This is a genomic window from Nocardia sp. NPDC050717 (genome assembly GCF_040654275.1).
Taxonomy (GTDB): domain Bacteria; phylum Actinomycetota; class Actinomycetes; order Mycobacteriales; family Mycobacteriaceae; genus Nocardia.
In genome coordinates this window covers 1-26,026 of sequence record NZ_JBFAHR010000002.1, presented here as the reverse complement: position 1 = coordinate 26,026, position 26,026 = coordinate 1, and the positions used below count along the sequence as shown (strand labels likewise).

At 70.4% G+C, this 26,026-nt stretch carries 26 protein-coding genes, 1 rRNA gene and 1 riboswitch; of the genes, 13 read left to right on the top strand and 14 right to left on the bottom strand.

The genetic code is table 11. From position 1 onward, the window contains the following. Positions 1-16: 16 nt before the first annotated feature. A complete protein-coding gene (locus AB0H56_RS06110) occupies positions 17-391 on the bottom strand; it encodes a cupin domain-containing protein (protein ID WP_357157985.1) in 375 nt (124 codons plus the stop codon). Positions 392-463: 72 nt separating this feature from the next. On the opposite strand from AB0H56_RS06110, the gene AB0H56_RS06105 reads away from it, so the two are divergent. Continuing rightward, entirely contained in the window at positions 464-925 is a 462-nt protein-coding gene (locus tag AB0H56_RS06105; RefSeq protein ID WP_357159178.1) for a MarR family transcriptional regulator, read from the top strand. A gap of 185 nt (positions 926-1,110) precedes the next feature. After that, positions 1,111-1,341: a hypothetical protein gene (locus AB0H56_RS06100; RefSeq protein WP_357157982.1), complete on the top strand. Its 231-nt coding sequence runs from the start codon at positions 1,111-1,113 to the stop codon at positions 1,339-1,341. On the opposite strand, the gene AB0H56_RS06095 is transcribed toward AB0H56_RS06100, so the two are convergent. Then, the gene (locus AB0H56_RS06095) at positions 1,342-2,766 is read right to left on the bottom strand and encodes an amidase (RefSeq protein WP_357157979.1); all 1,425 of its coding nucleotides are present in this window, start codon (positions 2,764-2,766) and stop codon (positions 1,342-1,344) included. It abuts the gene before it with no gap. A 50-nt stretch (positions 2,767-2,816) separates the two neighbouring features. Further along, positions 2,817-3,131 (bottom strand): SMR family transporter, encoded by a 315-nt coding sequence (locus AB0H56_RS06090; protein ID WP_357159175.1) that lies wholly within the window; start codon positions 3,129-3,131, stop codon positions 2,817-2,819. A 15-nt stretch (positions 3,132-3,146) separates the two neighbouring features. Then, positions 3,147-3,215: riboswitch (guanidine-III (ykkC-III) riboswitch) on the bottom strand. Between the two features lie 158 nt (positions 3,216-3,373). On the opposite strand from AB0H56_RS06090, the gene AB0H56_RS06085 reads away from it, so the two are divergent. After that, positions 3,374-4,870, top strand: a complete 1,497-nt coding sequence (locus tag AB0H56_RS06085) for an AIM24 family protein (RefSeq protein ID WP_357157976.1) — start codon at positions 3,374-3,376, stop codon at positions 4,868-4,870. Positions 4,871-4,903: 33 nt separating this feature from the next. Here the strand turns inward: AB0H56_RS06085 and AB0H56_RS06080 are convergent, their stop codons facing one another. Continuing rightward, positions 4,904-5,392, bottom strand: a complete 489-nt coding sequence (locus tag AB0H56_RS06080; protein WP_357157973.1) for a MarR family transcriptional regulator — start codon at positions 5,390-5,392, stop codon at positions 4,904-4,906. Positions 5,393-5,458: 66 nt separating this feature from the next. Between AB0H56_RS06080 and AB0H56_RS06075 the strand changes: the two genes are divergently transcribed. After that, complete coding sequence (locus AB0H56_RS06075; protein ID WP_357157970.1) at positions 5,459-5,590, top strand: hypothetical protein; 132 nt, start codon at positions 5,459-5,461, stop codon at positions 5,588-5,590. Between the two features lie 16 nt (positions 5,591-5,606). Here the strand turns inward: AB0H56_RS06075 and AB0H56_RS06070 are convergent, their stop codons facing one another. Beyond that, positions 5,607-6,914, bottom strand: a complete 1,308-nt coding sequence (locus tag AB0H56_RS06070; RefSeq protein ID WP_357157967.1) for a hypothetical protein — start codon at positions 6,912-6,914, stop codon at positions 5,607-5,609. A 77-nt stretch (positions 6,915-6,991) separates the two neighbouring features. Beyond that, positions 6,992-8,281 (bottom strand): hypothetical protein, encoded by a 1,290-nt coding sequence (locus AB0H56_RS06065; RefSeq protein WP_357157964.1) that lies wholly within the window; start codon positions 8,279-8,281, stop codon positions 6,992-6,994. Between the two features lie 239 nt (positions 8,282-8,520). Between AB0H56_RS06065 and AB0H56_RS06060 the strand changes: the two genes are divergently transcribed. The 3 genes from AB0H56_RS06060 to AB0H56_RS06050 all read left to right on the top strand — a co-directional run bounded on the left by AB0H56_RS06060 (position 8,521) and on the right by AB0H56_RS06050 (position 11,832). Continuing rightward, the gene (locus AB0H56_RS06060) at positions 8,521-9,666 is read left to right on the top strand and encodes an acyl-CoA dehydrogenase family protein (RefSeq protein WP_357157961.1); all 1,146 of its coding nucleotides are present in this window, start codon (positions 8,521-8,523) and stop codon (positions 9,664-9,666) included. A gap of 211 nt (positions 9,667-9,877) precedes the next feature. Continuing rightward, the gene (locus AB0H56_RS06055; protein ID WP_357157958.1) at positions 9,878-10,333 is read left to right on the top strand and encodes a DUF4254 domain-containing protein; all 456 of its coding nucleotides are present in this window, start codon (positions 9,878-9,880) and stop codon (positions 10,331-10,333) included. A 113-nt stretch (positions 10,334-10,446) separates the two neighbouring features. Further along, the gene (locus AB0H56_RS06050; protein ID WP_357157956.1) at positions 10,447-11,832 is read left to right on the top strand and encodes a metallophosphoesterase; all 1,386 of its coding nucleotides are present in this window, start codon (positions 10,447-10,449) and stop codon (positions 11,830-11,832) included. Positions 11,833-11,892: 60 nt separating this feature from the next. Here AB0H56_RS06050 and AB0H56_RS06045 read toward each other — a convergent pair whose 3' ends face one another. Together AB0H56_RS06045 and AB0H56_RS06040 are read right to left on the bottom strand one after the other, a co-directional pair. After that, positions 11,893-12,315 (bottom strand): Rv3235 family protein, encoded by a 423-nt coding sequence (locus AB0H56_RS06045; protein ID WP_357157953.1) that lies wholly within the window; start codon positions 12,313-12,315, stop codon positions 11,893-11,895. 165 nt (positions 12,316-12,480) lie between these two features. Further along, a complete protein-coding gene (locus AB0H56_RS06040) occupies positions 12,481-13,296 on the bottom strand; it encodes a DUF72 domain-containing protein (RefSeq protein WP_357157950.1) in 816 nt (271 codons plus the stop codon). 131 nt (positions 13,297-13,427) lie between these two features. Here AB0H56_RS06040 and AB0H56_RS06035 point away from each other — a divergent pair, with 131 nt between their 5' ends. The 5 genes from AB0H56_RS06035 to AB0H56_RS06015 all read left to right on the top strand — a co-directional run bounded on the left by AB0H56_RS06035 (position 13,428) and on the right by AB0H56_RS06015 (position 18,294). Then, the gene (locus tag AB0H56_RS06035; RefSeq protein WP_357157948.1) at positions 13,428-14,654 is read left to right on the top strand and encodes an MFS transporter; all 1,227 of its coding nucleotides are present in this window, start codon (positions 13,428-13,430) and stop codon (positions 14,652-14,654) included. Beyond that, positions 14,651-14,845, top strand: coding sequence for a hypothetical protein (locus tag AB0H56_RS06030; protein WP_357157945.1), 195 nt, complete (start codon positions 14,651-14,653; stop codon positions 14,843-14,845). The genes AB0H56_RS06035 and AB0H56_RS06030 overlap by 4 nt, the downstream gene beginning before the upstream one ends. Before the next feature lie 88 nt (positions 14,846-14,933). Further along, on the top strand, positions 14,934-15,479 hold the full coding sequence (locus tag AB0H56_RS06025) for a YceI family protein (protein WP_232997062.1): 546 nt from the start codon (positions 14,934-14,936) through the stop codon (positions 15,477-15,479). A 26-nt stretch (positions 15,480-15,505) separates the two neighbouring features. Next, on the top strand, positions 15,506-16,708 hold the full coding sequence (locus AB0H56_RS06020) for an Ig-like domain-containing protein (RefSeq protein WP_357157941.1): 1,203 nt from the start codon (positions 15,506-15,508) through the stop codon (positions 16,706-16,708). 137 nt (positions 16,709-16,845) lie between these two features. Continuing rightward, positions 16,846-18,294, top strand: coding sequence for an LCP family protein (locus AB0H56_RS06015; RefSeq protein ID WP_357159172.1), 1,449 nt, complete (start codon positions 16,846-16,848; stop codon positions 18,292-18,294). 51 nt (positions 18,295-18,345) lie between these two features. On the opposite strand, the gene fadD32 is transcribed toward AB0H56_RS06015, so the two are convergent. Beyond that, on the bottom strand, positions 18,346-20,226 hold the full coding sequence (gene fadD32, locus AB0H56_RS06010) for a long-chain-fatty-acid--AMP ligase FadD32 (RefSeq protein ID WP_357159169.1): 1,881 nt from the start codon (positions 20,224-20,226) through the stop codon (positions 18,346-18,348). A gap of 84 nt (positions 20,227-20,310) precedes the next feature. Beyond that, positions 20,311-21,531 (bottom strand): KasA/KasB family beta-ketoacyl-ACP synthase, encoded by a 1,221-nt coding sequence (locus AB0H56_RS06005; protein WP_357157938.1) that lies wholly within the window; start codon positions 21,529-21,531, stop codon positions 20,311-20,313. A 203-nt stretch (positions 21,532-21,734) separates the two neighbouring features. On the opposite strand from AB0H56_RS06005, the gene AB0H56_RS06000 reads away from it, so the two are divergent. Beyond that, positions 21,735-22,727, top strand: coding sequence for an acyl-ACP desaturase (locus tag AB0H56_RS06000; protein ID WP_357157935.1), 993 nt, complete (start codon positions 21,735-21,737; stop codon positions 22,725-22,727). An 18-nt stretch (positions 22,728-22,745) separates the two neighbouring features. Here the strand turns inward: AB0H56_RS06000 and AB0H56_RS05995 are convergent, their stop codons facing one another. The 4 genes from AB0H56_RS05995 to rrf all read right to left on the bottom strand — a co-directional run bounded on the left by AB0H56_RS05995 (position 22,746) and on the right by rrf (position 25,874). After that, positions 22,746-24,026: a diguanylate cyclase gene (locus AB0H56_RS05995; protein WP_357157932.1), complete on the bottom strand. Its 1,281-nt coding sequence runs from the start codon at positions 24,024-24,026 to the stop codon at positions 22,746-22,748. Between the two features lie 47 nt (positions 24,027-24,073). Next, entirely contained in the window at positions 24,074-24,883 is an 810-nt protein-coding gene (locus tag AB0H56_RS05990) for an SAM-dependent methyltransferase (protein WP_357157929.1), read from the bottom strand. A gap of 92 nt (positions 24,884-24,975) precedes the next feature. Beyond that, the gene (locus tag AB0H56_RS05985; protein ID WP_357157926.1) at positions 24,976-25,605 is read right to left on the bottom strand and encodes a YdcF family protein; all 630 of its coding nucleotides are present in this window, start codon (positions 25,603-25,605) and stop codon (positions 24,976-24,978) included. A 152-nt stretch (positions 25,606-25,757) separates the two neighbouring features. Then, a 5S ribosomal RNA gene (gene rrf, locus AB0H56_RS05980) occupies positions 25,758-25,874 on the bottom strand. Positions 25,875-26,026 lie beyond the last annotated feature (152 nt).

Genomic DNA, 26,026 nt, shown 5'->3' with positions numbered 1-26,026 from the left:
CAGCCTGGCTGACGGCTCAGGATGCCCAGGGCGGGACGAAAGTCGAGCCGTCGGGCAACTCCGCGGCGAACCCAGCGCGGACGGTGACGAGCAGGACCGCGGGCACGCTCGTCGCATTGCTCAACCCGATCGTCGCACCCGCGGGAGCGACCGCCGCGTCGCCCGGCGCCATCGGGGTCGACTCGCCGTCGATCGTCATGGTCACCGCGCCCGAGAGCAGCACGAAGGCCTCCTCCCCGAGGATGCGGTGCGGCACTCCGTCGGAGCCGGGCGCGACCTCGGTCCGCCAGACGCAGAGTTCGGCACTGCCGCGGCCGGGGCGGATGAGCGAGGTGAAGCGGGCGTTGTGGATCTCGTGGACATCGGCCTGGTCGGCAGGGAAGACGGGCATGTGCGGCTCCTCATAAAGTCAAGCTACTTGTCCATATAGTCAAGTAGATTGACCAACATGTCAAGTGCCAGAATGTCGGCCGTGCCCGAGAAACCCCCGCCCGCCTGCGATCTGCCCCTGCTGCTGCTGGCCGCGGCCGCCGAGGTGACCGACGCGGTCAACGCCGGGGTGCTCGCGGCGGGATTCACCGACGTGCGACCCGCGCACGGCTTCGCCTTCGTCCGGATGGCGCCCGACGGCGCGACGATCGGCGAGATCGCCGAGCACCTCGGCGTCACCAAGCAGGCGGCGAGCCAGCTCGTCGACGAGCTGGTCACCAAGGGCTACGCCGACCGCAACCCGCATCCACGGGACGCGCGCGCCCGGCTGATCACGCTCACCGACCGGGGCTGGGCGTGCACGCGGGCCGCCGACGCCGCGCTCGCGGAATTCGCCGCGCGCTGGTCGCACACGCTCGGCCCGAACGCGCTCGCGCAGATCCGCGACGGCCTCGCGCGCGTGGTCACCCCGGGCCGGGTCCGGCCGTCGTGGTGACCGACAACGCTCGATGACAGGTACCCGTTAATTCGGAGTACAGGATTTTCAAAAGTGTGCGCGTACTCTCACAGCGCGCGGCATACTCGGCTTCGAGCGGTGACGCGCCACCGCGGCATCCGGACCACTGGAGTCCGGAGCTTTCTCGTCACGTCAGCCACCATCTCGTTTCCGACAGGATCGTCATGTCTTCACTCGCCACGCTCGCCACGGTCGACACCATCACCCGGCACAAGTACGAGCGTCTGCAGTACACCGGCTCGGCCGGTGTCATCACCTCGCTCGAGGATCCGCGGCTGATCGGCCGCTGGCACGCCGAATTCCCGAGCTGGCACGGCGAACACTGGGCGTTCGAGGCGGGCACCGTGAGCCCCGGGCGGCTGCGCCCGATCAATGTCGCTGTGCGCCAGAGCTGATCAGGCGGCGCCCTCGGCGGCGGAACTGTCGACGATGCGCGGGAACGGGCTCGCCGCCTCCAGCTGGTAGGCCAGTTCGAGCAGGGTCCGCTCGTCACCGCGCCTGCCCGCGAACTGGACCGAGCCGGGCAGTCCGTGCGGGAGCAGTCCGTGCGGCACCGACACCGCGGGACCGCCGCCGACATTGTTCAGCGGCGTGAAACCCACGTAGTCGACCAGTTTGGCGAACAACTCGTCGAACGGCTGCCCCGGCGCGAGCTCCCCGATGCGCGGCGCCGGGTGCGAGAGCACCGGGGTGAGCAGCACGTCGACATCGGCGAAATGCCGGTCGTAGGCGGCGGTTCCGGAGCGCAGCCGCCAGGCCGCCGCGGCGGCGCCGAGCGGATTGCGGGCGGTCAGCCCGATCAGGCCCCTGGTGAACGGATCGAGCTTGCCCGGATCGAAGTGGCCGCGGTGGCCGAGCCGGAACGACAGGGTCATGGCGCCGGCCATCACCGCCCAGTACCGCTTGAAGTCCTCCACGAACCGCTGATCCACGTCGAGCCCGGTCGCCACGATCTCGTGGCCCAGGCCCTCGAGAATCGCCACCGCGGAGGCGAGGACGGCGCCGTTGTCCGGATGCACCGGCCTGCCGAGGACGTCCTCGGTGATCAGCCCGATCCGCAGCTTGCGCGTGCCCGGCCCCTCGACCAGCCCGATCGGCGCCAGCTTCGGATTCGGCCGGTACTGCTCGACGGCGGCCAGGTAGTGCGCGGTGTCGCGCACCGACCTGGTCACCACGCCCTCGGCGACCAGGTGCACCGGCAACTGCCTGGCGCCGGGCTGGTCGAGCAGCCGGTTGCGGGTGGGCTTGAGCCCGACCAGGCCGTTGGCGGCCGCCGGAATCCGGATCGAGCCGCCGCCGTCGTTGGCGTGCGCGATCGGCACCACCCCTGCGGCGACCAGCGCCGCCGACCCACCCGAGGACGCGCCCGCGGAGTACTCCGGATTCCACGGATTGCGCGTCGGCGCCCGGTGCACGAATTCGGTACTGGCGGTGAGCCCGAACTCCGGCAGCGTCGACTTGCCGAGCACGACCACACCCGAGTGCAGGAACTGCGCGCCCGGCCCGGCCGTCGCGGTGGCCGGGCGCGGGGTGAACGCGGCCGATCCGTGACAGGTGGGCAGCCCGGCGATGTCGGTGTTGTCCTTGACGAACGCGGGCACCCCCGCGAACACGCCCGCGGTCTCCGGCGCGGCGCTCGCCCGCTCGAAACAGGCCAGCTGGACCGCGTCCAGGCTGGGGTCGACCCGCTCGGTACGCGCGATCGCGGCCGCGATCACCTCGGCCCTGCTCACCTCCCCCGCGCGCAGGGCGGCGGCGAGTCCCACCGCGTCCGACGTGCCGAGTGCGTCATCGGTGAATCCATGGACGGCGGAGCTCATGGCCGCAGCCTACTGCGCGGTAGGGCCGTTCGCAGCGGTAACGACCAGGATCAGTGGACGGCTTTCAGCCCGACCACACCGCCGACGATCATCACGAGGAACAGCACTTTCCAGAGCGTCACCGGCTCCGCGCCGGTCGCCATCGCGTAGACGACGGTGAGCACGGCGCCGATCCCGACCCACACCGCGTACGACGTGCCGACGGGCAGCGAACGCATCGCGTAGGCGAGCCCCGCCATGCTGGCCAGCAGCGCCACGGCGAACACCAGCGACGGCACCAACCGGGTGAAACCCTCGGTCCTGCCCAGCGCGGTGGCCCACACCGCCTCCAGGACACCGGACACCACGAGAACGATCCACGCCACAGACATCACGACCTCCGTGGGTCGTCTTGTCGCACGCCGGGTACGGCCCTCTCGTCCGGGAGCACGCATCGACGCGGGCTCACTTCCAAGCTCTCACACCGGCCATTTCGTGGCAAACCGCGCCACGCGGCCGCACCGCGACCTCGACCGGCCACGCTGGCGCGGCGGCCGCGCACACGGCACTATCGAGTCGTGGATGACTTGCGAATCGGACAATCCACCCGAGCCCCGGGTGCTGTGTCGTGACCGCGCTGGCACCCGGTGAGAACCGGCCGGCGCCCGGCGATCAGCTCACCGTGACCGTGGCGAGTTCGGCCTCGGTCGACGTCTCCGCGCTGCTGCTGAACAGCGCGGGCAAGGTGCGCTCCGACGCCGACTTCGTCTTCTTCAACCAGCCCACCGGGCCCGGCGTGGTCTACCGGCACGGCAACGGCGGGCCCGACGTGGTGCAGGTGCAGACCTCGGCCCTGCCCGCCGACGTCGACAAGGTGGTGGTCACCGCCAGCCTGGACGGACGCGGCCCGGCCACCTTCGCCGCGGTCGGTCAGCTCACCGCCACCATCGGATCCGGTTCCGACACCCTCACTTTCGCGATTCCCGGGCTCACCACCGAGAGCGGCGTGGTGTGCGTGGAGATCTACCGCCGCAACGACGCGTGGAAGGTGCGCGCGATCGGGCAGGGCTACGACGACGGGCTCGCCGGGATCGCCTCGGCCTTCGGGGTGAACCTCGACGACGAACCCGAGGCGCCGCCAGCGCCCGCGCCGCCGCCGGTTCCGCCCGCGCCCGCCCCGCAGCCCGGCGGCCAGTTCCCGCCCGCGAGCCAGGTCCCGCCGCAGGCCGGGTTTCCGCCGTCCCCACCGGGGCAGCCCTACCCCGCCGCGCCCGGCTTTCCCCCGCCACCCGGCCAACCCGGCTACGGGCAGCAGCCCGGCCAGATGGCCCCACCGCCCGCCCCTCCCGCAGCACCCGCGCAGCAACCCTCGTACGCCTCCCAGCAAGGAGCCCAGCCCGTGCACAGCGACCTGTTCAATCCCGCGCACGCCGAGGTCAACGGCCTCGGCATCCAGAAGCAGGGCGGCAAGATGGTCAAGGTCGGCCTCAACGGCGAGGTGCTGGCCCGCGCCGGGTCGATGGTGGCCTACCAGGGCGAGCTGCAGTTCCAGGCGCTCGGCTCGGGCGGCATCGGCCGCGCCATTCGTCAGCACCTGACCGGCGAGGGCGTGCCGCTGATGAAGGTGAGCGGGCGCGGTGACCTGTTCCTGGCCAACAGCGCCGCCGACGTGCACATCATCGATCTCGACGGCTCCGACGGCCTCACCATCAACGGCGCCAACGTGCTCGCCTTCGACTCGACCCTGCGCTACGACATCGGCCGGGTGCAGGGCGCGGCAGGCTACGCCTCGAACGCGGGCCTGTTCAACTGCGTGTTCACCGGCCAGGGCCGCATCGCCATCACCACGCACGGCACCCCGGTCGTCCTCACCGTCGACCAGGCCACCTACGCCGACCCGAACGCCGCGGTCGCGTGGTCGTCGAGCCTGCAGACCGGGATCAAGCGCAACGATTCCTTCGGTCTGGGCAGGCTGATGGGCCGCAGCACCGGCGAGGCGAGCACCCTCGCGTTCTCCGGCCGCGGCTTCGTCATCGTCCAGCCCTCCGAGCTGCCACCCGGCGGCCTCATCGGCGGCACCGGCGGCGGCCAGTCGGCCGGCCACGGCGGCGGCCTCTTCGGCTGAGCGGACCACGGCCGGGTACCGCCCCGGTCGTTGTCAGCCGATGTCGTCCGGGACGACGCGCAGCTTCCGCGCGATGCGAGCGACCGCGCGCTGATCCTCGTCGTCGAGCGCGTCCAGGACGACCCGGCGGACCGACCGCACGTGCGTGGGCGCCGCCTGGCGCACGACCTCGAATCCGGCGCCGGTGAGTTCGGCGAGGGTGTACCGGCCATCGGCCGGGTCGGGTCGCCGGACCACCCACCCGCGCTGCTCGCACCGCTTGACGACATTGGACAGCCGCGACAGCGACCCACTGGCGAGGAACGCGAGCTCGCCCATCCGCAGCGTGCGCTCCGGCGCCTCCGAGAGCTGGCTGAGCACCAGGTATTCGAACAGGGTGAGCCCGTGCTCCTGGCGCAGCGGCGATTCCAGCTTGCCCGGCAGCAGGAGGACCAGCGAGATCAGCCCGGTCCAGCGGCGTCGTTCGCGTCGGCGACGGGTCGAGACCTCCGGCCAAGCTGGGGTGGACGACGATCTGAACATCCCGATTCGCTGGCGGACAAGGTCGCGCCGGGCCAGGAGGCCATCGGGGACGACCACAACGCGGTCATGGCCGAACAGTTCCGCCGCCGCCTCGGCGGGCGCGCGCCGATCTGGACCGAGACCGGCGTGACCGTCCTCGGACTCGCCGCCATGCGGGTGGAGATCCGGGTCACCGCGATCGTCGGCTCCGGGGACTGAGCCCTCGCCCCACTGGTCAGCGCTGGTCCGTGTCGACGGGTGCGGGGCGCCTGCGTGCGGCCAGCAGGGCGCAGCCGAAGATCACGGCGGTGGCGGCGATGATGGGTAGTTCGGTGTCCGTCGCGACGGAGTAGGTGTCGGGGGCGTAGGCGGTCCAGCCCGTGTCCAGTTCGTCGGCGACCCGGCTGTTCTCGAACAGCCGGGCGACGACGGGGAACACCGAGACCGCGATCACCGTCAGGGGGCCTGCGGGCAGGCTCGCGCCGACCGCCAGCCCGATGGCCGCGGGCAGGACGTAGCGGAAGACCACGTCGGTGAACGCGGCGTCGGCGAACAGCACCGGCGCCAGCCCGCTGAGGGTCACCAGGCCGAGCAGTCCGATCCCGGCCACCGGTGCCCACTGCCCGGCATCGGTGGCTTCGGGCACCTCGCTCGCGGTGTCGGACCACGCCCCGCGGACCACCATCGCGACCAGCGCACCGAGGGCGAGCACCCCGATCTGGATCGACAGCCCGACCCGGCCGGGGCCCGCGGTCATCGACGGGTCGACCGCGATCGCCGCCGCCACCGCGAGCATCGTGAGCACGAAGATCGCGTCCGCGCGGGGCAACCACCAGCTCACCGCGACCGTCCCGGCGACCGCGAGCACCGCCACCGTGACCGACGGATTGCCCGGCAGCTGACCGACCACCATGATCAGCGCGCCCATCACCAGCGGGATTCCGGCGCCGACCAGCACCGCGCGGCCACCCGCCACCGGCTCGATCCGCTCGCGCCCGACCACGAAGCCCGCGGCCAGCAGGGCGAGCACGGCCGCGACGAGCAGCGGCCAGCTCTCCGGCAGGTCGGGCACGGTCCGGGTGGGCAGGTAGTCGGCGTAGCGACGCGCCAGCTCCACGCTCTCGTCGATGCGGGCACCGTAGAGCACCGCGATCACCGACCCGACGACGAACCAGGTCTGCGCGGCCGGCCGGATCACCGCGACCGCGATGAGCAGCCCGGCGCCGATGCTGCCGAGAACCCATGGCTCGGACCAGGTTCCGGCCGATTGCAGGGTCGCGATGGCCACCACCATCGCCAGCCCGGCCAAACCGGCCGCCACCGCGACGAGATAGCGGGCCCGGAACCGGCCGAGCACCACGACGACCACCACCGCGATGAGCGCGGCGACGACGGCCGCGGCGCCCGGTCCCGAACCGAACCAGCTCGCCCGTCCGTCCCGGACGACGACGGCGTAGTTCGTTCGCGTGTGCCCGATGACGTACCCGCTGAGGTATCCGCACAGCACACCGACCGTGGCGGAGACCGCCCAACGCCCGTTCATGCGCTGCACCATAACCGTATGCGTGGTCACGGCGAGCGCGAATCAGCCGCTCAGCGAGGATCTCTCACTGGACAGGGTCAGGAACCCGCGCGCTCCTTGCGTGCCTGACGGCGGGCCTCCCGCATGGCGTTGAGCTCCTGCTCCAGGCTCTCGGCGATGCGGAACTGGCCCGTGTCGTACACACTGACCGGCTCGATCGCCTCGTAGCCGAAGTTGGCCTCCGCGAAGGCCTTCTCCACGCGGGCCTCGATATCGGAGATCGCGCTCTTGCGCGCCGCGGGCACCGCCTCGGCGGGCTTGGCCGGCTCCGCGGGCTTGCTCACCTCGGTGGCCGGCTCCGGCGTCGCGGCCGGGGGCACCACGGACTTCTTCGCCTTGTCCGCCGAGGGCTTGCCGATGCCGAACCGCTTGCGCTTCTCGGTCGGTTTACCGTTGCCGACGGGCTCGGTGGGCGTCCACGCGGGTTCCCTGGTCACCGGCGCGGTGGCCGCGGCCTGGTCGGCGGCGAACGCCTCGGCCCTGGCCGCACTCGTCATCGGCGGGGTGTAGGTGAGCCGGACCCCGTCGACGGCCTGCCGGTTGAGCAGGTTCTCGGCCGGGTCTGGCATGTCCCTGATCTGGCTGGTCGCCCTGGTGATGGCGAGGCCGTAGCGGGCGCTGGCCGCGTCGTGGATGAGCAGCGCGACACCGATCATCACCGGCGCCACCGCGTGCACGGCCGCGTCGTACCAACGGCCGTCGCGCACATAGGGATAGGTGTTGAGGGTGACGGTGAGGGCGAGCAGCGCGACCTCGGCGAGCGCGACCTGGCGCCGGTTGTCGATGACGCCCCACTCGGCGACCTTGTTGGTGCCGACCATGATGATGATCAGGCAGACGCTGATCATCGCCTCGAGCAGGTAGCTGAACCAGAACAGCGGATCGGTCGGGCCGCCGGGGGCGATGTTCTGCTGGACGTTGACCGCCGACCACAGCATGCCCGCGCCGACCACGCCCGCCAGCGCCTTGAGCGACCACGACCGGTGCCGGTACAGCGAAGCCAGCTTCGCGTGCGGGCTCGATTCGCGCCGCTGGGCGGCCATCGCCTTTCTGGCGAGCAGCAGATCTCGCATGTCGGCCTTCTCGATCGCTTCGGTGGTCTGCCTTGCCCGGTCCGAGGCCTGGGCCATTGCCTGGGTGTGTTTCCAGCGCTGTTCGCGATCCTGTTCCCGGATGCGTTCGGCGAGTTCGCGCTCGGCGCGCAGCTCGTCTTCCGACAGGGCGTCGGTGAGCGCGGGATCGAATTGATAGGCGAGGCGCCCACGCGCCCGTTCGACGCGTTGGGCGAGCTGGCTGACGTCGTCTTCGACGGGAGTCTCGACGGTCATGACCGACCACCGACCCGGCATCGCGACGGCAGACGGGTGACCACACGTGTGAACGGCACACGCCATTAATAGTCCATACACCCGCTCGTGCGAAACCGATGGTGCCACACCGCTGCCCGAAACCGGCGTGCCGCGAGCGACACACCCACTATTGCCACGTCGCCAATAGTGGGTCACACTGTACCTGTAACCACTGGTCACCCCTGAACCAGTGCTGTGCCGAGCCGTAAGGAGACTCGATGGCCGCGAATCGGTCGAGCTGGATGAACGAGGACCTGGACGCCCTGCGCGACCTCGCCCGGGCGTTCATGGCCAAAGAACTCGTGCCGAATATCGACAAGTACCGCGAGCAGCACCACGTGGACCGTGACCTGTGGAACAAGGCGGGCGAAGTCGGCCTGCTGTGCTTGTCGATCCCCGAGGAGTACGGCGGCGGTGGCGGCACCTTCGCCCACGAGGCCGTCCTCATGGAGGAGCAGGCCCGCGCGGTCGACACCTCCTGGGGCGTGAGCCTGCACAACGGCATCGTGGCCCACTACCTGCTCGCCTACGGCACCGAGGAGCAGAAGAAGCAGTGGCTGCCCAAGATGGCCAGCGGTGAGGTCGTCGGCGCCATCGCGATGACCGAGCCGGGCACCGGCTCCGACCTGCAGGCGGTCAAGGCCAAGGCCATCCGTGACGGCGACGAGTACGTCATCAACGGCTCGAAGACCTTCATCACCAACGGCGCGCAGGCCGACCTGATCATCCTGGTCGCCAAGACCGACCCCACCCAGGGCGCCTCCGGTGTCTCGCTGGTGCTGGTCGAGGCCGATCGCCCCGGCTTCCGCCGCGGCCGCGTGCTCGACAAGATCGGCCAGAAGGGCCAGGACACCTCCGAGCTGTTCTTCGAGGACGTGCGCGTCCCGGTGACCAACCTGCTCGGCACCCAGGAGGGCCAGGGCTTCGTCCAGCTGATGCAGCAGCTGCCCCAGGAGCGCCTGATCGTGGCCCACGGCGCGGTCGCGGGCATGGAGGTCGCCCTCGAGCACACGCTGCGCTACACCAAGGAGCGCGAGGCCTTCGGCCGTCCGGTGTTCGGCTTCCAGAACACCAAGTTCAAGCTGGCCGAGGTCGCCACCGAGGCCCGCATCGCGCGCGTGTTCATCGACGACTGCATCGAGAAGCACCTGCGCGGCGAGCTCGACATCCCCACCGTCGCGATGGCCAAGTGGTGGTGCACCGACAAGGCGATGCAGATCGCCGACACCTGTCTGCAGCTGTTCGGCGGCTACGGCTACATGAACGAGTACCCGATCGCGCGCATGTGGGTCGACAACCGCGTGCAGCTGATCTACGCGGGCACCAACGAGATCATGAAGGAGATCATCGCGCGCAGCCTGTGACGATACCGCGCTGAGGATTTCGCACCGGCCGTGAGCAGCATCGCTGTTCGCGGCCGGTTTTCTGTTCAACCTATCCGATCTCCCCGCCGAGACGAATGTCCATCGGAAGCGGTGCGAACCAGACGACAGGGATGGTGCGGCGACAGTGGACACGGACGGCGGTTCATCGGGTGAGCCCGGACAGGAACCGGTACTGCCGGACCGTGCCCAGATGATGCGGGCGGTGTGCGGATTCGCGGGTACGGGCGACCCGGTCCTGCGCGCCGCGCACGAGCTGGCCGCCCTGCACGAACGCCGCGAGCAGCTGGTGCACGGCGACACCAGCGAGATCGATTGGCAGCGGGCGGATCTGGTCTGCGAGATCGACCGCTGGGTGGTGATGCGCTCGCCACGGCCCGCCACCACCGCGCCCATGCACACCGAGAGCATCGGTGCCGTCGTCGACCGGATGGCCCATTTCGCCGCCATCACCTACCGGGCGCTGGCCTGCGGCGCCGAGGCCGAACTGCGCGCCGCGCAGACCCGGCTGCACGAACTCGCCTGCGGCTACGACGATCTCGTCACCGAGGTGGCCAGCGGCGCGCGCAGGCTGCCCGACGGCCCCGAGGACGACTCGCCGGAAAGCGGTGGCGCTCAGCCCAGCCGGAACCGGCCCCGCATCGAATAGCCCGCCGCGTTTCGAACCGGCCACGGCCCCGGTGGCTGACGGCCATGTCGCGGTCCATGCGCGTTCAACCGGCCTCCGTACCGTCGGCGGCAGACGGCGAACGGAGCCCGGCGATGCTCGATCCTCGACTGCACACCGCGTGGCTGGTGAACGCGGCCGCCGGCGCGGCGGCGGCCACCGTCCGCGCACCGATGGCCCGCCCGCGCACCGCCACGGTCAGCCGGCTGGTCGTCACGGACCTCGAGGTCGTGACGGTCACCCACGACACGGCGATCCTCACCTGGACCACCCGGCAGCGCGACCGATCCGGGACCCTGCGCCCCGCGGCCGCCGACACCGAGGTGCTGCTCGCCCCGGCCGACGGACACGCCGCGGCGACGACACGGTACTTCGACGCACGGCGAACCGCCCACCACTACGCCGAGGTCAGTGGCCTGGAACCCGGCCGCCGCTACCGTTTCACCGCCCGCTCGGACGGCATGCGCGCGGTCGCGGGCCGCACCTGGGTGACCCGCAGGCCCGGCACCCCGGAACTCACCGGCGTCTTCCGTACCGCGCCGCCACCGCCGGGGCGACTGCTGCGGACCATCGCGCTCGCCAACGACCTGCACTGGGGCGAGGAGCGCAGCGGGCTGATCGTCGCCGGACTGCCGCCCGGCCTGCGCCACGACGACGGCCACTACCCGCAGGTGATGACCGACGCCCTGCTGCACGACATCCGGCGGCCCGCACGGGCGGCCGACCACCTGGTGGTCACGGGCGATCTCACCGATCGCGGCTCCGCCGAGCAGGTCGCCGGCATCCGCGCGCGCCTCGACGGCTGGGGCGCGCTCGGCCGCGACTACCTCGTCTGCCGCGGCAACCACGACGTCGCGCGTGGCCGGAAGGACCACTGGGGCTGGGCTTTCCACGCCCACCAGCGCCTGGTCTGCCACGACCTCGGCGGCCTCCGGCTGATCGGCCTCGACACCACGCGGGGTCGCGGCGCGGGCGGCACGCTCTCGGCCGGACAGCTCGCCCGGTTGCGCGCACTGCTGGCCGCGGCACCGGACCAGCCGACCCTGATCTTCGGGCATCACCCGGCGACCCGCTATGCCGCGCTGAGCAATCCGGGAGGCCCCGGGTTCGTGCTCGACCGGGCGAGCGCGCACGCACTGCAGCACTGTTACCGGAGCAGTCCCGGAGTGTTCCTGCACCAGGCCGGGCACACGCATCGAAACCGCATGAGCCGCCCCGATTCCGGGCAGGTCGAATTCCTCGAGGTCGCCGCCGTGAAGGAATACCCCGGCGGCTACGCCCTGCTGCGGATCTACGAGCGCGGCTACACCGTGCACTTCCACCGCATCGCCGCCGCCGCGGCACTGGCCTGGACCGACCGCACCCGGCGGCAGTACTTCGGCCTGCAACCCGACCACGCCCTCGGCACCCTCGCCGACCGCAATCATCAGGTGTCGCGCGACTTCTCCGGCGTCACCGCCGCAGGCCGCCCCACCGGGTGACGACGGACGCACGCACCGCGCCGACCGAGACCGCCCGGCGATCCCCCGCGCACCATCCGGTCAGTACATCCGCAGCGCGACCAGCCGCCAACGCTCCCTTGCCGATTCGATGCGCCCCGCCAGCGCGAACGTGCGTGCCCCGCGCTGATAGGAGGCGAACAGCTCGGCACCGGCCGGCTCGATCGAAGTGACCCGCACGTGCTTGACGACGGCGGCGCCGAGGCACCGGCCCGGCGTCAGATCCTGAACGAGCATGGTGCGCACCGCTTCCAGCACCCGCGGCTCGGTGACCGAGCGCAACTGGTCGACCTGCCTGCGCCGGTCGACGACCTCGAGCAGCAGCCGCACCGACTGCTCGGCGAACCGCTGCGCCTCGGACTCGACCACCTCGACCCCGCCCGCGCAGGCCGCCCGCACCGCCCTGCGCAGCCCGCTGCCGCTCGGCGTCCGCCGCCGCGGCGCACCCGGAACAGATTGCGGCACAGGCCGACCCGCCATGTCCTCGGCCCCATACCCCGGCTCGCACTGCGGCGCGTGCGACAACGACAGCCGATCCGTAGACATCACTCGTCCCCTTCGAGTCCGCCCACGCACTCCCCAGTGCTGGCGCACAGCATGCCACGCGGGTCCGACAACCACGCGCGGAATTCAGAACAGGGTCATCGGCTCGGTCGGTTCCGGCGTCGGCTGGGGCGGCAGGTCGGGGACGAGCGCGGCCACCGCGTCGTGGAAGCGGCGCGCCAGGCCACGGGCGGCGGCGTTGTCGGGAGTGTGCACGAACACCGTCGGCGAGCGGCCCTCGCGCAGCCATGCCGCGACCGTCTCGACCCACGGCCGCCAGCCCTCGACCGTGCGGTCGACATCGGCGCGGCCGTGATAGCGCACGATCGGGTACTCGGTCAGCGCCCGCAGCCGCCGCGGCACCCGTGGCTTCTTGGCCCGCGCCTCGTACTCGGACGGGTCACCGGGCGGGCCGTCGAACAGCACCGTCGTGTCGAAGGGCACCCACTCCGCGCCGATCCGGCCGAGCACCCGCTCCAGCTGCACGGCGGCGCGCTCGTCGGTGAAGAACATCGGATGCCGCACCTCCACCGCGCAGCGCAGCCCGGCGGGCAACTCGCGCTGGAAGCGCGCGAGCGCGCCGAGGTCGGTCGGGCCGAAGGAGGCGGGCAGCTGGATCCACAGCGCGTGCACGCGGGGGCCGAGTGGCGCCATCACGTCGAGGAACGCCCACAGGTCGGCCCGCGCGTCGACGAGCCTGCGTTCGTGGGTGACCGCCCGCGGCGGCTTGAGCACGAACCGGAAATCGGGCTCGGTCTGCCGGGCCCACGAGGCGACGGTCTCCGGCGACGGCGTCGCGTAGAAGGTGGTGTTGCCCTCCACCGCGCCGCAGTGGCCCGCGTAGGCGCGCAGCCGCTCCCCCGGCGGCGCGAGCCGTTGCTGCCACCGCGGATGCGTCCACATCGCACATCCCACCCGCAGCTCACGCACAGGCCGACGGTAGTACAGCGCGGGGGCGCGCCTAAAATGAGACCGGTTGCCACCACTCGCCCTCCGAGCGTGCCCCGGTGCGCGCGAGACGGAAAGGGCCTGTGATGGCGATTCTCACCGGTGAGCGGCTCAGTGCTGTCCCGCGGACGCGGACCAGGGCGTGGCGCGCCGTCGCGGCGGCGATCGTGGCGATCGCGTGGGGCGGCAACGAGTTCACCCCGCTGCTGGTCATGTACAAGGGCAACGGGCTGCCGCTGACGGCGGTCGACCTGCTGCTGTTCTACTACGTCCTCGGCATCGTGCCCGCGCTGCTGATCGGCGGTCCGCTCTCGGATCGGTGGGGGCGTCGTCCGCTGATGCTGCCCGCCCCGCTCATCGCGGCGGCCGGGTCGCTGTTGCTGGCGGTGGGCGCGGCCTCGGTGCCGATGCTGGCGGCCGGGCGCATGCTCTGCGGTGTCGCGCTCGGCCTGGCGATGGCGGTCGGCGGCAGCTGGGTCAAGGAACTGTCCCAGGCACCGTACGCGGCGTCGGCGACCGGCTCCGGGGCGCGCCGCTCGGCGATGAGCCTGACGGCCGGATTCGCGCTCGGCGCCGGCGTGGCAGGGCTGCTCGCCCAGTGGGGACCACTGCCGAATTCGACGGCCTACCTGGTGAACGTCGCGCTGTGCCTGGCCGCCGCCGTCGGCCTGCGCCGGGTCCCGGAAACGGTGACGCGGCAGCCGCACCCGGGCCGCTTCCGTGACGATCTGAAGATCCCCGCGGCCGGGCACCGCCGGTTCCTGCGCGTCGCCGTGCCGATCGCGCTGTGGCTGTTCACCGCCAACGCCACCGCCTACGCCGTGCTGCCGACGCTCATGCTGCCGCGCGTGCAGCAGGCCCCGATCGCGTTCTCGGCCCTGGTCACCATGGTGGCGCTGGGCTGCGGGTTCCTCATCCAGTCGGTGGCGCGGCGGATCGACCGGCCCGGCACCGCCCGCGCCGGGGTGATCGCGCTGGTGCTGCTCACCCTCGGCATGGTGCTCGCCGCGTGGACGGCGGCCACCCTGAGCGTCTGGGTGACCCTGCTGGCGGCCGTGGTCCTCGGCAGCGGCTACGGCATCGGCCTGGTGGCCGGCCTGCAGCAGATCGAGCGGATCGCGGGCCCCGGCGATCTGGCCGGGCTCAACGCGGTCTTCTACTCGGTGAGCTACCTCGGCTTCGGCGTGCCCGCCGTGCTGTCGGCGCTGCACGGCGGCCTCGGCTTCGGCTACCCCGCCATGTATCTGGTCACCGCGCTGATCGCCGCGGCCTGTCTCGCCCTGGTCGCCGCCAACTACCGTGAACGGTTGTGAACACCGATCCGATCGAGGTCCTGCGGCGCTGGCAGGATTCGGGCGCGCTGTGGCGAGTGCTCCATCGCGGTGCCGACACGGTGACCGTCGGCCTGTTCGAGTGCACGGGCGGCCAGGAGGTCGACCGGTTCACCTCCGCCGACCCGGCCCTGCTGCGCTTCCTCGGCGAACGCACGAGCAGCGAGGACTGACTCCGACGCCCGCACCGAGCTAGGCTGGGTGCCGTCATCGCTTCACCGTTGTCGGCCTCGTGGCCGGTCCGCTCAGTGAGGAGAGATCATGTCGGCACCCACCCAGGGACTGTCCGCGGGCACATGGGTCATCGACCCCGCCCATTCCGCCCTCGAGTTCTCCGTGCGCCACCTCATGGTGAGCAAGGTGCGCGGGCGGTTCAAGGACTTCAGCGGACAACTGGTCGTCCACCCCGACGGCACCGCCGACGCCGACGTGGAGATCAAGGTCGACTCGGTGACCACCGACAACGCCCAGCGCGACGGACACCTGGCCACCGCCGACTTCTTCGACGTGAGCAACTACCCGGTCGCCACCTTCGCCGCGCGCGGATTCCGGCCGGTCGCCGGCGAATTCGAGGTCACCGGTGACTTCACCATTCGCGGCACCACCCACCCGGTCACCCTCGAGGTCGAGTTCCTCGGTTCCGGACCGGGCATGACCGACGCGCCGGTCGCCGGCTACACCGCCACAGCCACGATCAACCGCCGCGATTTCGGCATCACCACCGAGATGCCGATGGCCAACGGCGGCGCCGTGATCGGCGACAAGATCACCTTGACCCTCGACGTCGAGGTCGGTTTGCAGGGCTGAGGCCGGACCGTGCACAGGAGGGGCGCATGAGGCGACGTTGGCGGGCCGGGCTCGCCGCCGGGCTCGCGCTGTTCCTCGCGGCCTGCGGCGGCTCGACCACCGACCCGGGCACCGATTCCGCGCCGCCTGCCCCGGTGATCTCGGTCGAGCCGGCGGACCGCGCGACCGGGGTCGACCCGCTCACGCCGGTCCGGGTCGCCACCAGCGACGGCAAGCTCACCGCGGTCACCATGACCAACGAACAGGGGGGCACGGTCGAGGGCGTCTTCACCCCCGACCAGAGCGCCTGGAAACCCACCGAGCCCCTCGGCTACGGCCGCACCTACACGGTGCGGGCCGAGGCGCTCACCGTCACGGGCACGGTCGGGCCGATCACCTCGTCGTTCTCGACGCTCGCGCCGAACAACCAGACGAAGGTCTACTTCCGCACCACCGGCGGTGCCGCGCTGTCTCCCGACGGCAGCTACGGCGTCGGCACGGTGGTGGTCGCGCACTTCGACGAGGACGTTCCCGATCGCGCGACAGCCGAGAAACACCTGACCGTCGGCACCGATCCCCCCGTGGCCGGCTCCTGGTACTGGCTCGACGATCGCAACGCGCACTGGCGCCCGGAGAACTACTACCAGCCGGGCACCCGCGTCACCCTCGCCGCCGACATCTACGGCAAGGACCTCGGCGGTGGCATGTACGGCCAGGAGGACACCAGGACCAGCTTCACCATCGGGCCCTCGCACGTCTCGATCGTCGACGACAACGACAAGCAGGTGCGGGTGTTCGAGAACGGCACCCTGATCCGCACCATGCCCACCTCGATGGGGCGGGGCGGCAGCGAGGTCGTCGCGGGCAAGACCATCAGCTTCTGGACCCAGCCGGGCACCTACACGGTGATGGACAAGGCCAACCCGGTGATCATGGACTCGTCCACCTACGGCCTGCCGGTGAACTCCCGCCTCGGCTACAAGGAGACCATCGGCTGGGCGACCAGGATCAGCACCGACGGCATCTACCTGCATCAGCTCGACGACACGACCTGGGCGCAGGGCAACACCAACGTCTCGCACGGTTGCCTGAATCTCAGCGGCGAGAACGCACGCTGGTTCTACGAGTTCTCGCAACCCGGGGACGTGGTGGAGATCCGCAACACCGGCGGCGCGCCGCTCGAGGTATGGCAGAACGGCGACTGGAGCGTGCCGTGGGATCAGTGGCAGGCGGGTAGCGCACTCCGGTGAACGACGACGACATCACGGCGCCCCTGCCGCGCCGGGAACCATCCGCGCTCGGTCCGCAGCGCGTCGGCGCACGAGCACCTCGCACCGCGACCACCCGCAGCGGCAGGCTGTTCCGAGCCGGGGTGATCGCGACCAGGATGCTCGTCGCGGGGACCGCGCTCGCCGTCCTCGCAGGCACCGGCCTGGCGTGGTCGGCCAAGAACGACTTCGATTCCGGCTTCACCCATTCCACCGCGATCGATGACGACGCGCCCCGCTCCCGCGGCGGTGACGTCAACGTCCTGCTGATCGGCCTGGACACCCGCAAGGATCTCAACGGCAACGACCTACCGAGGGAAGTCCTCGACCAGCTGCACGCCGGCGACGGCAGCGAGGGCGGATACAACGCCAATTCCCTGATCCTGCTGCATATTCCGGCCGATCTGAGCAAGATCGTCGCCTTCTCCATCCCCCGCGACGACTACGTGGCCGTGACCGGCATTCCCGGTTATTCCCAGGTGAAGATCAAAGAGGCGTACGGACTGAAGAAGGCCGCCGTGCACGCGCAGCTGCTCGACCAGGGCATCACCGACCCGGTGGTGCTGGAGCGGCGCAGCAGGGAAGCGGGCCGGGCCTCGATCGTCACGACCGTCCGCAATCTGGTCGGGGTGCCGATCGACCGGTTCGCCGAGATCTCGCTGGCCGGGTTCTACGATCTGGCGACCGCGGTCGGCGGCGTCGACGTGTGCCTCAACCAGGCCGTGAACGACAGCGAGTTCTCCGGAGCGGTGTTCCCGGCGGGACGTCAGCATCTCGACGGCGCGCAGGCACTGGCCTTCGTGCGGCAGCGCCACGGGCTGCGCAACGGCGATCTGGACCGCACCCACCGCCAGCAGGCCTTCCTCACGTCGGTGGCCAAGTCGCTCAAGGATTCCGGGACCCTCACCAATCTGAGCAGGCTCACCGAGCTGATGGAGGTGGCCCATCGCGACGTCGTGCTCTCCGACGGCTGGAATCTGTTCGACTTCGCCAGGGAACTGGGTGCGGCGGGTTCGCTGCCGGTCGAGTTTCGCACGCTGCCGGTGCTGCGCTACGACGTGATCAACGGCCAGGACGTCAACATCGTCGACCCGGCCGCGATCAAACGCGAGGTGCGGGCCGCGTTCGGCCAGGAGACACCGAAACCCACTGCCCCGCCGCGTGTTCCGACCAGTGTGGTGGATGTCCACAATGTGGGTGGCGCGACAGGTCAGGCGGCGGCTCTGTCCGCGGCGCTGACCACGCGCGGCTATCGGGCCGGTGAGATCGGCAACGGCGCGGGCGACGACCCGATCTCCGCCGTCCGCTACGGGCGCGGCGCGGCCGAGGACGCCGCCGCGTTGGCCGAAACCCTCGGCGGCCTACCGATTTCCACGTCGTCGTCGGTGGCGGACGGCCACATCCGGGTGGTCATCGGCGCCGACTTCACGATGCCCGCCGAACTGAGCCCGAGCACGTCGACCACCACGGCCACGCCGACGAGCACGGGCACCTCCACCCTGCCGCTGCCCGACGCGGGCAAACCGGTGACCACCTCGATCGGCGACACCATCCCCTGCGTCAACTGACCACGGCCGCACCGGGTTCGGCCACCGGCGTACCGGTGGCCGAACCCGGGCTCACTCCTCCGGCGCGTCCGGGTAGGCGTCCTGCCGGTGCCCACCGCGCAGGGTGCCGTCCAGATACGCCGCCCGGCAGGCCCGCCGGGCGATCTTGCCGCTCGACGTTCGCGGGATCGACCCGGCGGGCACCAGCAGCAGATCACGCACCATGACGCCGTGCCTGCGCGCGATGGCCGCGCGCACCGTGTCCACGATCGGCGCGGGGTCGAGTTTGGCCGCGCCCGTGCCCCGTTCGGCCACGACGACGAGCCGCTCGGCCATGTCGTCGGCGTCGGCGCCCGCCTCGCGGACCGCCGCGGGCAGCTGACCCGCCTGCACCGAGAAGGCCGCGATGAACCCGGGCCGCAGCGCCGTACTGGCCTCCTGCGCCGAGTACTCCAGATCCTGCGGATAGTGATTGCGGCCGTCGACGATCACCAGGTCCTTCACCCGTCCGGTGATGAACAGTTCGCCGTCGTGGTAGGCGCCGAAGTCGCCGGTGCGCATCCAGCGCGCGTCGTCCGGCGCGCCCTCGGCGCGGCTGCCGACGGGCAGCCGGGCGATCACCCGGTTGTGGAACGTCTGCGCGGTCTCGTCCGCCCTGCCCCAATACCCGATGCCCATGTTGTCGCCGTGCAGCCAGATCTCGCCGACTTCGCCGTCCCTGCGCTCGATCCCGGTCTCCGGGTCGACGATCACCGCCCACTGCGATCGCGCCACATACCCGCACGACACCTGCGCGACCGCGTTGGCGGAGTGCTCGTCGACCTCGACCATCCGGCCCGCGCCGAGCTGTCCGCGATCGACATAGACCACCCTGGCCTCGTCGTCGCGCCGCGTCGCCGAGACGAACAGCGTCGCCTCGGCCATGCCGTAGCAGGGCTTGATCGCGGTCTTGGACAGCCCGTACGGCGCGAACGCCTCGTTGAACTTGCGCATGGACGACACCGAGACCGGCTCGCTGCCGTTGATCAACCCGATCACATTGGACAGGTCGAGCGATTCGTCGCCCTTGGGCACCCCGCGCACCGCCGCATGCTCGAACGCGAAGTTCGGTGCCGCCGAATAGATCTCGGCGCCGTCGGCCTGGGCCGCCAGTTCCTTGATCCAGCGCGCGGGCCTGCGCACGAACGCGCTCGGCGACATGATGGTGATGAACTTGCCGCCGATGGTCGGCAGGATCACCGTGAGCAGCCCCATGTCGTGGAACAGCGGCAGCCAGGTGACCCCGCGCGCGTTCTCGGTGATCCCGATCGCGTCGACCATCTGCAGCAGATTCGTGCCGACGGCGCGGTGGGTGATCTCGACGCCCGCGGGCACCCGGGTGGAGCCGGAGGTGTACTGCAGGTAGGCGACACTGTCGATATTGATGTCCGGCCTGCGCCAGGTCTTGCCGACGGTGTCCGGAATCGCCTCGACCGCGATGATCCGTGGTCGCTGCGCGGCGGGTTGCTCGCGGAAGAACTTGCGCACCCCCGCCGCCGCGGTGCCGACGGTCAGCACCGCCGCCGGCTCGCAGTCGCCGAGGACGGCGTGCAGCCGATCGCTGTGGCCCTGCTCCTCCGGATCGAACAGCGGCACGGCCACGTTGCCCGCGTACACGGCGGCGAACAACGCGACCACATAGTCCAGACCCTGGGGCGCGAGCACCGCCACCCGATCGCCCGGCTCGGTCACCTGCTGCAGCCGTGCCGCCACCGCACGCAGGCGGACGCCGAATTCCCGCCAGGTCAGTTCCTGATACTCCCCCTCCCGTTCGCGTGAATAGTCGATGAAGCGGTAGGCCAGATCGTCGCCGTTGGCCTCGCTGTGTTTGTCGACGAAGTCGATCAGGGTCTGGTCACCGGGAATCCGGATATTGCCCGATTCGTCCACATAGTCGTCGAAAGTGTCGCCGATCATTCCCTATCCTTTTCAACGCACAATGCCTCGCCGAGAGGCTGAACTCGTGCAATGCAGTGGCAGGCGTCGCCGCGGCGATCGTCAATACCGACCGAAGGCGATGGCGACGTTGTGCCCGCCGAATCCGAAGGAGTTGTTCACCGCGTAATCGATCCGCCCGCGGCGGGCTTCCCCCGAGACCACGTCCAGGCCGATCTCGGGGTCCTGGTTCTCCAGGTTCAGCGTGGGCGGGATGATGCTGTCGCGCACGCTGAGCACGGTCAGCACCGCCTCGAGCGCGCCGACCGCGCCGATCGAGTGCCCGAGCGCCGACTTCGGGGCGTATACCGAGGCGTGGTCGCCGATCGCCTTGCCGATGGCGTTGGCCTCGGCGGTGTCACCGATCGGGGTCGCGGTCGCGTGCGCGTTGATGTGGGTGACGTCGGCGCTGCCGATCCCGCCCGTCTGCAGCGCCCTGGTCATCGCCCGCGCGGCACCGCTGCCCTCGGGATCGGGGGCGACGAGGTGGAAGCCGTCGGAGGTGACGCCGGCGCCGAGCAGCCGCGCGTGGATCGTCGCACCGCGCGCCTTGGCGTGCTCCTCGGTCTCGATGACCATCATCGCGCCCGCCTCGCCGAACACGAAGCCGTCACGATCGGCGTCGAAGGGCCGCGACGCCGCCTTGGGATCGTGGTTGCGCGTGCTCATGGCGCGCATCTGGGTGAACGCCGCGATCGGCAGCGCCTGGATCGAGCCCTCCACCCCGCCGGTGACCACCATGTCGGCGTCGCCCATCACGATCATCCGCCACGCGTTGGCGATCGCCTCCGACCCGGACGAGCAGGCCGACACCGGCGTGGAAACCCCGGCCCGCGCGCCCAGTTCGAGGCCGATGCAGGCGGCGGGGCCGTTGGGCATGATGGCCTGCACCGTCAGCGGCGAGACCTTGCGGTATCCGCCGTTGCTGAGCTTGTCGCGGGCGTAGATCAGGGATTCCGCGCCGCCGAGTCCGGTGCCCACCGAGACGCCGAGCCGGTCGCGATCCACCTCGGGGTTGCCCGCGTTGCGCCACACCTCGCGACCGAGGACAACGGCCATCTGCTCGACATAGGACAGCCTGCGCGCTTCCTCCCTGGTGAGCGCGGCGGCCGGGGATACCTTCAGATGGCCACCGATCCGCACCGGCAGGTCGAAATCGTCGACGAAGGAGTCGTCGAGGACATCGATTCCGCTTTCGCCGTTGAGCAGACCCTTCCAGGTCGAATCGACGTCACCCGCGATCGATGTGGTCGCCGCGAGGCTTGTGACCACGATGTCCGTCATATTTTTCGCTCACTCTCTCTAGCTATGCCACGACTGATCGGGAACCGCTGATGGAGCTGAACTGGTGGAGCGTATATGCACGCGGCGCGACGCGCCCAAATTCCGAAACAGTACCCTCCGCACCCGTGTCGTTCGGAGGTGCGATGTACCGGGTCTATTGTCGGCGACGACGGGCAACACTACCGGACCGAAAGGGTACGAGCGTGGCCAGGAACCTCACCCAGTTGGAACTGCTCATCGAACTGGAGCCGATCGCGGCGAGCAACGTCGACCGGCACCTGTCGATGGCCAAGGATTGGCATCCGCACGACTATGTGCCCTGGGATCAGGGCCGCAACTTCGCGGCGATGGGCGGGATCGATTGGGACACCGGGCAATCCGCGCTCGGCGAGGTCGCCAGGGCGGCGATGATCACCAACCTGCTCACCGAGGACAACCTGCCCTCCTACCACCGCGAGATCGCCGAGAACTTCTCCCAGGACGGCGCCTGGGGCACCTGGGTGGGCCGCTGGACCGCCGAGGAGAACCGCCACGGCATCGTGATCCGCGACTATCTGGTCGTCACCCGCGGCGTCGATCCGGTGGCGCTCGAGAACGCCCGCATGATCCACATGACGAACGGCTATTCGGCGATGGCCGTCGTCGACGAGAAGGCGCGCGGAGCCGACATCAGGCCCGATTCCGGCGCGGGCCTGCTCTACTCGGTCGCCTACGTGACCTTCCAGGAACTGGCCACCCGCGTCAGCCACCGCAACACCGGCCGCGTGTGCGACGACCCGATCGCCGACCGCATGCTCGCCCGGATCGCGGCCGACGAGAACCTGCACATGATCTTCTACCGCAACCTGTGCGCGGCCGCCCTCGATCTGGCGCCCGACCAGACCATGGCGGCCATCAACACGATCGTGCAGGGTTTCCAGATGCCCGGCGCGGGCATGCCGGGCTGGCGGCGCAACGGCGTGCTGATGGCCAAGCACGGCATCTACGACCTGCGCCAGCATCTGGAGGAGGTCCTGCTGCCCGTGCTGCGCAAGTGGAACATCTTCGAGCGCAACGATTTCGGCGCCGTCGGCGAGCAGGCGAGGGAAGACCTCGCGGCCTTCCTCGACCGGCTGCGCGCCGATGTGGTGCGCTTCGAGGAACAGCGCGACCGCTCGCTCGCGCGGGCCGCGCAGCGTGCGCGTCAGCCTGTCTGAGCGCGTGCGCGATCCGGCCTACCTGGCCGGATCGCGGCGGGCCTCGTGCTTGCGCCGGTACATGGCCGCGTCGGCGGCGTGCACCAATTCGTCGACGGTGCCGGGCAATTCGTCGAAGTACGCCGTGCCGATGCTCACCCCGACCGCGAGCATGTGTCCGTCCACCTCCAGCGGCGCGGTGAGCGCGGCCATCAGCTCATCGGCCAGCTCGCCCAATTGCGCTTGCCCGGAAGAGTGTTCGACCAGCACCAGGAACTCGTCACCACCGATCCGGGCCGCCAGCGCGCCCACCGGCCGGACCGCTTCGCGCATCCGGTCGGCGACGACGCGCAGCACCCGGTCCCCGACCGTGTGCCCCCACAGGTCGTTGATCTCCTTGAAGCCGTCGAGGTCCAGGTAACAGACCCCGATCGGCGGCTCGGCATCGGCGAGCCGAGTGAACAGATGCGGACGATTCGGCAGCCCGGTGAGCGCGTCGTGGTTCGCGTCGTGCCAGAGCCGGTCGGCGAGCTGCTTGCGTTCGGTGACGTCGACGGCGACGCCGATCAGGAACCGGATCTCTCCGTTCGGGTCGCGCACCGCCGACATCGACAGGTCGATGACGGTGACCGTGCCGTCGGCGTGCAGGTGCTCGGTCTCGGTGCGGAAGCTCTCCGACTCGCCCGCGACCATGCGCTGCAGCTCGGTGAAGGCGTGGTTCAGATTCTGCGGGCCGAGGATGTCGGCGACCGTGCGGCCCGGCATCGACTCGGGCGTGTGGCCGAGCATCTCGGCCATGGTGGCGTTGCAGTTGACCACCTTGCCGGTCATGTCGACGGTGCCGATGCCGACCAGCGCCCCGTCGAAGACGGCCTCGAACCGGGCCTCCGACAGCGCCCGGCGGTTCTCGGCTTCGCTGGCGGCGGCGAGCACCGCGGCCAGCGTGGCCTCCTGCTCGGCCAGCGCCGCGGATCGGAGCGCACCGGTGAACCCTGCGGCGAAGTCCGCCGCCAGCCCGATCGCCCGATCTCTGATCTCGGGCAGCGCCGGGTCGTCCGGTCCGTCGGCGACCTCGGTGACCAGGTCTTCGCAGATCACCCGCACCGACCGGCTGACGGCCGCCGGATCGCGATAGTTGGCCGCGACCAGCATCCTGGCGGCCCGGCGCGCGACGTCCGGGTCCTCACCGCCGAGCGCGGCGTCGATCATGCCCGTGCACAGCGCCGCGAGCATGTCCTCGATCTGGGAGCGGTTGAGCGTGGGAGCGACAACGCCGTCGAGGGCATCCGCCCATCGCTGCGCCAGCTCCCACGACCCCACTGCTCGTCCACCCTGTCATCTCATGACGCCGCTGCCGTCCCCGACGATCAACCCTTGCGCGCGACGCCGGCCAGGCCGAGTGACCGGCCCGGCTGCTCGTGCTGATCCCGCTCCGACTCCGGCCGCCACGACGGCAGCTCGACGACCCCGGGATCAACCATGTCCCAACCCTGAAACATCTCGGTGATCGCGGCCTTGTCCCGGAAATGGATGCCGACCTTCGTCTCGTTCGCCGAGTGCGCTCCCAGTTTACCGGCATCCTCCGGCCGCGACTCCGACGACAGATGTGAAATGGCGACGTAACTGCCCGCGGGCACCGCCGCCCGCAACGCGGCCACCTTGCCGGCCGGATCGTCCTCGTCGGCCACCAGGTGCAGCACCGCGATGAGCAGCACGCCGATCGGCTGGGTGAAATCGATCAGCCCGGTTTCGCGGACCGCGGCCAGCAGCGCGCCGGGCTCGCGCAGGTCGGCCTCAATCGCGTCGGCCCGCTCGTTGCCCTGCAGAATGGTCCGCGAATGGACGACGGCGACCGGGTCGATGTCGATGTAGAGCACCCGCGCCTCGGGGTCGAGCTCGTGCACGATCTCGTGCACATTGCCCGCGGTGGGGATACCGGACCCGATGTCGACGAACTGCCGGATCCCGGCATCGACCATGAAGCGCACGGCGCGCCGCAGGAAGGCCCGATTGCTCAGTGCCAGCCGCGGCAGGTCGGGAACGAGCTTGATCCCCATCTCCGCCGCCATGCGGTCGACCGCGAAGTTGTGCGAGCCGCCGAGCAGCGCGTCATACATCCGGGCCGGGCTCGGATGCTGCATGTCTACGCCCTCTGGTGCCCACGCAGGCCTCTCCATCACATTCCCCTGTTCGTTCGAGCCGCCCCGCACCCCGCGATGACGACTCACGCATCGTAGTTCGCGCCACCGACGCGGGCGCGCTCGCGAACCTAACTGCCCGCACCGAACGGCTTCGCCCACAGCGGCGCGACGTCCGGGGTCATGGTCGCCACCACCGGGACACCCACGGCGAGGAAGTTCTCCAATGCCCGGCGCATGTGATCGGCGGAGGTGATGAGCACCGCCTTGTGCACCCCGAGCGCCTCCATCACCTTGGCCGCGAACTCCGCGTTCTGCACCGTCGAGCCGGCCTGGGTCTCGGTGTGGATCCGCCGCGCAGGCACCCCGCGCAGCTGTAGCCACTCCGCCATCACCTGGGCTTCGGTGACGCCGTTGCGTGGGTTGCCGCCGGTGACGATCACCGGGGACGAGGGCGACATCAACGCCTGAATCAGGGCCGCGTGCAACCGGTTTCCCAGTTCGGCCCGCATGGTGCCGTCCGGGAGCAAGCCGTAGCCGAGCACGACGATCGCCGTCTCGGGCCCGTAGCTGCGGGGCAGGTCGATGCCGGCCACGCCGGCGATGGAATGGGCCGCGTTCGCGAGTCCGTCGGCGAGCGGGTCGGGTGCCGGAGTGGCGATCGCGGGCGCCGCGGTGGCGAGCGCGCCGAGCAGAGCGGCGGGCAGCACGAGGGCGGCCGCGCCGCGTCGCAGGGACCTGTGCGTGAACAACCAATCCATGGTGACCTCCCGAAACAACGTGGCACCATGGTGGCTGACCGCGGCGGGGGCCGGGGAGGTTTCTGAAATATTCGTGACTCAGTTCCGTGGAACCGCTGTCATCCAACGCAAAAAGGCCCCCAGCATGATGCTGGGGGCCTTTCGCAAGGTATGTCCGGCGGTGTCCTACTCTCCCACACCCTGTCGAGTGCAGTACCATCGGCGCAGGTGGCCTTAGCTTCCGGGTTCGGAATGGGACCGGGCGTTTCCCCACCGCTATAACCGCCGTAACACTATGAAACCATCCACAACAGCGCTGGCACCAATCTGCCTGCTGCAGTGTTGTGTGTTGTTTCAGAAACCGCACAGTGGACGCGTAACACCTTCGATAGTAAGCCCTCGGCCTATTAGTACCAGTCACCTACACACATTACTGTGCTTC